We start from the raw sequence: 5,292 nt of genomic DNA, 5'->3' as shown, positions 1-5,292 counted from the left end.
TCTCGGCCGACAAAGCCGACAGCGACTTCATGTCGGCGTCTTTCAGAACCGGAGTGAACAAGCCGCCCTCAATCGCCACAGCGACGGCCACATCCGATGGCTTCAGCTTCAGCGTCCGATCACCGGCCCAGACAGCGTTCGCGTCTGGCACCTGCTGAAGCGCAATCGCGCTGGCTTTGATGATGAAGTCGTTGACCGACAGCTTCACGCCCCGAGATTCCAATTGCTTGTTCAATTGGGCGCGGAATTTCAGCAATGCATCCAGCTTGATATCGCGGCGCAGATAGAAGTGCGGGATCGTCTGCTTGGCTTCTGTCAGGCGTGCGGCAATCGTTTTGCGCATGCCGTCCAGCTTCACTTCTTCAAACTCGCGGCCCTGATACATCTTCAGAACCTGCTCGGTGCTTGGACCCGTCGATGCTGCCGCCGCAGGAGCCGCCGCTTTCGGAGCTGCCGCCGCAGGGGCTGCAGTCGCGTCTGCATTCTCAACATCCGCTTTCACGATCCGACCTTTGGGGCCTGATCCTTTGATCTGCGCAAGGTCGAGACCTTTGTTCTTCGCGATCCGGCGCGCGAGTGGCGAGGCAAACAGGCGTGAGCCATCCGCTGCAGCCGGGGCCACCGGAGGCGCTGCTGCCGGAGGAGCCACTTCAGCCGGAGCAGCTTGTGCCACAGGGGCCGCCGCTGCCGCAGCAGGGGCCGCAGCCGTCGCGCCAATGTCTTGGGCGCTTTCGCCGTCTTCCAATAAAATCGCAATTGCCGTGTTCACCGGAACGCCTTCGGACCCTTCGGCCACCAAAATCTTGCCGATGACGCCTTCGTCTACGGCTTCGAATTCCATCGTCGCTTTATCGGTTTCGATTTCGGCCAGAAGGTCACCAGACGCGACCGTATCGCCTTCTTTCACAAGCCACTTGGCAAGTGTGCCTTCCTCCATCGTAGGGCTGAGGGCGGGCATCAGAATTTCGGTTGGCATCAGGCTTCCTCCGCAAGTGTTATCCGGTCGAATGGCCGCTTAGGCACGGACCCGGAATGTCGTTTGTTCAGCGCGGCCTCAACAGCCGCGAAATGTTTCTCAAGCCAGGCATAGACCTCGCCATGTCCCGGCCGACGGCTGATCCCCAGCATCTCCATCACCAAGCCCTCCGGCACAAAACCCGGGACGTCGATCCCGTTTATCTCGGTCGAAATACGATAGGCTTCGCGGGTCATGTCGATGCCGTGAACTTCCATCTTACCGGTACGTCACAGCCTTGACCGCGTCGATGACTTCCTTTGTGGATGTCAGCGCCAGCTTCTCAAGGTTTGCAGCATAGGGCATTGGCACGTCTTTACCCGTACACGCCAGTACCGGCGCATCCAGATAGTCAAACGCCTCGCGCATGATCTCGGACCCGATATGGTCCGACATCGACGCAACCGGCCAGCCTTCTTCAACCGTCACGCAACGGTTCGTTTTTTGAACCGAGCGGATCACCGTCGCGATGTCCAAAGGCCGCAAAGTGCGCAGGTCGATGACCTCGGCCGAGATACCTTCTTTGGCCAGTTCGTCGGCAGCTTGCAGGGAATAGCTCATGCCGATGCCCCAAGAGACGATCGTCACATCCTCGCCTTCCCGCCAAATGCGAGCTTTGCCGAACGGAATCGTGAAATCATCCATCTTCGGCACATCAAAAGACTTGCCGTATATCATCTCGTTTTCAAGGAACACGACCGGGTTCGGATCGCGGATTGCCTGTTTTAAAAGACCCTTCGCATCTGCTGCCGAATATGGCTGCACCACGTAAAGCCCAGGAACAGATGCATACCACGCCGCGTAATCCTGAGAGTGCTGTGCACCAACCCGCGCCGCTGCCCCGTTTGGGCCACGAAACACAATCGGAGAGCCCATCTGGCCGCCCGACATATAAAGCGTCTTGGCGGCCGAGTTGATGATCTGGTCAATGCCCTGCATTGCAAAGTTCCACGTCATGAACTCGACAATCGGACGCAGACCGCCCCAAGATGCACCAACCGCAATGCCGGTAAAGCCGTGCTCGGTGATCGGTGTGTCGATCACACGCTTTGCGCCGAACTCGTCCAGCAGGCCTTGGGAGATCTTGTAGGCGCCCTGATATTCGGCAACTTCTTCGCCCATTAGGAAAACAGTGTCATCACGGCGCATCTCTTCGGCCATCGCATCGCGAAGGGCTTCACGCACGGTTGTAGGCACCATCTCGGTGCCGTCCGGGTAGTCGGGTTCGACCGATACTGACGCTTTGGGCGCTGCAGGAGCCGTTGCCACTGGGGCAGGGGCTGCGGCAGGGGCTTCAGCCGCAGCCGCAGCAGCCGAGACCTGAATGTGGTCGGCGCTTTCGCCTTCCTCAATCATCACAGCGATTGGCGTGTTGACGGACACACCCTCGGTGCCATCGGGCACAAGGATCTTACCCACAATGCCTTCATCGACGGCTTCAAATTCCATCGTTGCCTTGTCGGTTTCAATTTCGGCCAGAATGTCTCCGGACGAAACGGTATCGCCCTCTTTCACAAGCCATTTTGCAAGTGTGCCTTCTTCCATAGTCGGGGAAAGCGCGGGCATAAGAATTTCAGTTGCCATGTCGTTGATCCTCCCCTTATGCGTTCTGCGACGCGTCTGCGTCGACGTAAATGTCTGTCCAAAGCTCGCTCAAATCGGGCTCCGGGCTCTCTTTTGCGTACTCCGCCGCCTCATTCACGATCTCCTTGATCTCTTTGTCGATCGCCTTCAGCTGGTCCTCGGTCGCGTCACCTTCCAGCAAGCGCTTGCGCACCTGCTCGATTGCGTCACGCTCTTCGCGCATCTTCTGCACTTCTTCGCGTGTGCGATACTTCGCCGGGTCTGACATCGAATGGCCGCGGTAGCGGTAAGTCTTAACCTCAAGAATATATGGGCCCTTGCCGGATCGGCAGAATTCGATTGCGCGTGCACCGGCTTCTTTCACCGCCAGCACATCCATGCCGTCGACTTCTTCGCCCTCGATGCCGTAGGCCGCACCACGCTGCCAAAGCGACGGTGACTTGGTCGCCCGCTTGACCGAGGTTCCCATCGCATAGCCGTTGTTTTCAATGACAAAAATAACAGGCAATTCCCAGATTTCGGCCATGTTGTAGGCCTCGTAAACTTGGCCCTGGTTTGCAGCGCCGTCCCCGAAGTAGGTGAACGTCACGCGGTCATTGCCTTTGTATTTATCCGAAAGCGCCAGTCCCGCACCCAGTGGCACGTTTGCGCCAACAATCCCGTGGCCGCCATAGAAGTTTGCGTCCTTCGAGAACATGTGCATTGAGCCACCCTTGCCACGCGAATAACCGTCCGAGCGGCCGGTCAATTCGGCCATAACGCCCTTCGGGTCCATCCCGCAGGCAAGCATGTGCCCGTGGTCGCGATAGGTGGTGACGCGTTTGTCGCCTTCCTCGGTGTTGGCCTCAAGGCCGACAACTACCGCTTCCTGCCCGATATAGAGGTGGCAGAAGCCGCCAATCAGGCCCATGCCGTATAGCTGGCCCGCCTTTTCCTCAAACCGGCGGATAAGCAGCATCTCGCGGTAAAATTTCAGGAGTTCCTCTTTCGAGACATTCGATTTGCGCGTTGCCCGCTTTGCGGCCATGGACGACTTCCTCCCTAGGTGGTGCAAAATAGTTCAGCGTTAAACCATTTCCTACACCATGATTTTGCGGAAAGCACGCGCAAATGCGTCGCGGAGCAGAAATGCCGTTATGCGCGGTGCGCAAGGGTGGGCGAGTGCTTATATTGCCAGCGAGTATTGCTCATCTGAGGGGCCGTTGTGAGCTCGGCTTGGACATTCGACACTTTCGGCGGAAATCAGACCTTCGTTGCAGGCGCCTTTACCAAACAATACGGCCCGTAGTGCGTTCCTCACCCTACCATAAAGACATCGTAACGCGTTGATTTTCCATGTATTTGGTGGGAGCACGCCTGTATTCCTTTGATCGGATCAACCTTCGCGGGCCATTTCAAGACCACTCGATTTCGCGCGTTCTTGAGCGCCACACGCACCAATTCAACAGCGTCATCGTCCGCTCCAACGATCTCGCGAACTTGCCGTAATTCGCGCTTCACCAGCGCTGAGTTTTTACGTGGAGGATGCATTGGATCAAGCAGGATTGCCTCGCAAGGCATCTTAGGCAGCAAATCCTTGGCATCTCCCTTCAGAAGCGTCATGCGACCAATAATCTCGCGAAATTCGCCTCCCTCTTTGAAGGCTTGATCCATGCCTTGAACCAACAAAGAATGCATTTTTTCTGACCGTTCGATCATGACGACCTGTGCTCCCAGCGATGCCAATACAAATGAGTCTCGTCCCAAGCCCGCCGTTGCATCAACAATCATTGGTGTTTTACCCGCGCGCAATCCCATTGCTTTTGCCAGCGCTTGCCCACGCCCCCCTCCAAACCGAAGTCGATGTGCGACCGCGCCGCTGACGAAATCAACCCGCAACTCCCCAGAAACCTGCGTCATACTCGGTTCATCGCCATTTCCTGCAGAAGCTTCAAAATTCATAAATAGATTTTGCTAATTCTTGAGCAATGTCCAATCTATGTCCAGTTTTTGTCTCTCTCCGCATGTCCTGCCCAATCAATCGCGAAATCAAAGAGCGCAAAAATAGCGAAAGCTATGACCGGAAGACTTCGGCGAAGCGCCAGAATGTCCACAAAGCTGACAGCCCGCCCCCTAATTCAATGCAATCTCGTCTGACCGGATCAGGCCAAGAATATCACGCGCCTGCTGGTCGAGGAGATCAAGATCAAGGTAGTCATCCGACATCCGCTTTGTCTTGTTTTCAAGACTGGCAACCTCGACGGCCAGACGGTCTTTCTCAAGAGCCAGGGAGGCGGCTTCGGCATCTATCTGGACACGGCGGAACAAGCCAAAGTCTCCCTGCACGCTGGCAAATGTGAAATACAGCCCAAGCGAAAACATTGCCGCGAAATACACGACGACACCGATTGAGGGTCGCTTTGGGGTGGTGCTCATTTACTGCCTCTGGTTGCTCTCTTACGGAGCGATTGTTTCGATAATGTGACACAACCGACGCGGACTGGGAATTCCTTTTTTAGGGCCCAAGCACGATTTCGCCGCCCCCTTTCAGGCGCGGCGGTACATTCTGACATCAAACGGCGCTATCAGGTAATCGAGGCGTGATAAATCTCGTCGATGGCGCTTGCGATTGTCGTGTTGAAGTCCGCGTCTGACTGTCGTGCCGACAGGCCTTCACTAAGCGCGCGGCTGAACGATGCTATCATGCCGGTGTT

Annotated in this window: 6 protein-coding genes and 1 pseudogene; all 7 read right to left on the bottom strand. The window is 56.5% G+C overall.

Going from position 1 to position 5,292, the window contains the following annotated elements; genetic code table 11:
• The coding region (locus tag AC221Y_RS19820) for a 2-oxo acid dehydrogenase subunit E2 (RefSeq protein WP_486708143.1) at positions 1-976 on the bottom strand (976 nt) is incomplete at its 3' end.
• Positions 976-1,233 carry a hypothetical protein gene (locus AC221Y_RS19815; protein ID WP_299754925.1) on the bottom strand — a complete coding sequence of 86 codons (258 nt, stop codon included), beginning with the start codon at positions 1,231-1,233 and terminating at the stop codon, positions 976-978. The genes AC221Y_RS19815 and AC221Y_RS19820, both read right to left, overlap by 1 nt.
• 1 nt (position 1,234) lies before the next feature.
• Complete coding sequence (locus tag AC221Y_RS19810) at positions 1,235-2,599, bottom strand: pyruvate dehydrogenase complex E1 component subunit beta (RefSeq protein ID WP_486708142.1); 1,365 nt, start codon at positions 2,597-2,599, stop codon at positions 1,235-1,237.
• A gap of 16 nt (positions 2,600-2,615) precedes the next feature.
• Positions 2,616-3,626, bottom strand: coding sequence for a pyruvate dehydrogenase (acetyl-transferring) E1 component subunit alpha (pdhA, locus tag AC221Y_RS19805; protein ID WP_299754920.1), 1,011 nt, complete (start codon positions 3,624-3,626; stop codon positions 2,616-2,618).
• A gap of 269 nt (positions 3,627-3,895) precedes the next feature.
• Positions 3,896-4,498, bottom strand: a complete 603-nt coding sequence (locus AC221Y_RS19800; protein WP_486708141.1) for a class I SAM-dependent methyltransferase — start codon at positions 4,496-4,498, stop codon at positions 3,896-3,898.
• 213 nt (positions 4,499-4,711) lie between these two features.
• Entirely contained in the window at positions 4,712-5,014 is a 303-nt protein-coding gene (locus AC221Y_RS19795) for an FtsB family cell division protein (protein ID WP_299755437.1), read from the bottom strand.
• Positions 5,015-5,163: 149 nt separating this feature from the next.
• Positions 5,164-5,292 (bottom strand): annotated as a pseudogene (locus tag AC221Y_RS19790) (fructose bisphosphate aldolase); the annotation flags it as partial.

The organism is Boseongicola sp. (assembly GCF_057460485.1).
The sequence above is the reverse complement of the archived record's forward strand: the minus strand, read 5'-3'. Positions and strand labels throughout refer to the sequence as shown.

Bases quoted from the DNA above. Each gene is read 5' to 3' on its own strand.
- AC221Y_RS19815 (WP_299754925.1), bottom strand. From the start codon at position 1,233: ATGGAAGTTCACGGCATCGACATGACCCGCGAAGCCTATCGTATTTCG.
- AC221Y_RS19810 (WP_486708142.1), bottom strand. From the start codon at position 2,599: ATGGCAACTGAAATTCTTATGCCCGCGCTTTCCCCGACTATGGAAGAA.
- pdhA (WP_299754920.1), bottom strand. From the start codon at position 3,626: ATGGCCGCAAAGCGGGCAACGCGCAAATCGAATGTCTCGAAAGAGGAA.
- AC221Y_RS19800 (WP_486708141.1), bottom strand. From the start codon at position 4,498: ATGACGCAGGTTTCTGGGGAGTTGCGGGTTGATTTCGTCAGCGGCGCG.
- AC221Y_RS19795 (WP_299755437.1), bottom strand. From the start codon at position 5,014: ATGAGCACCACCCCAAAGCGACCCTCAATCGGTGTCGTCGTGTATTTC.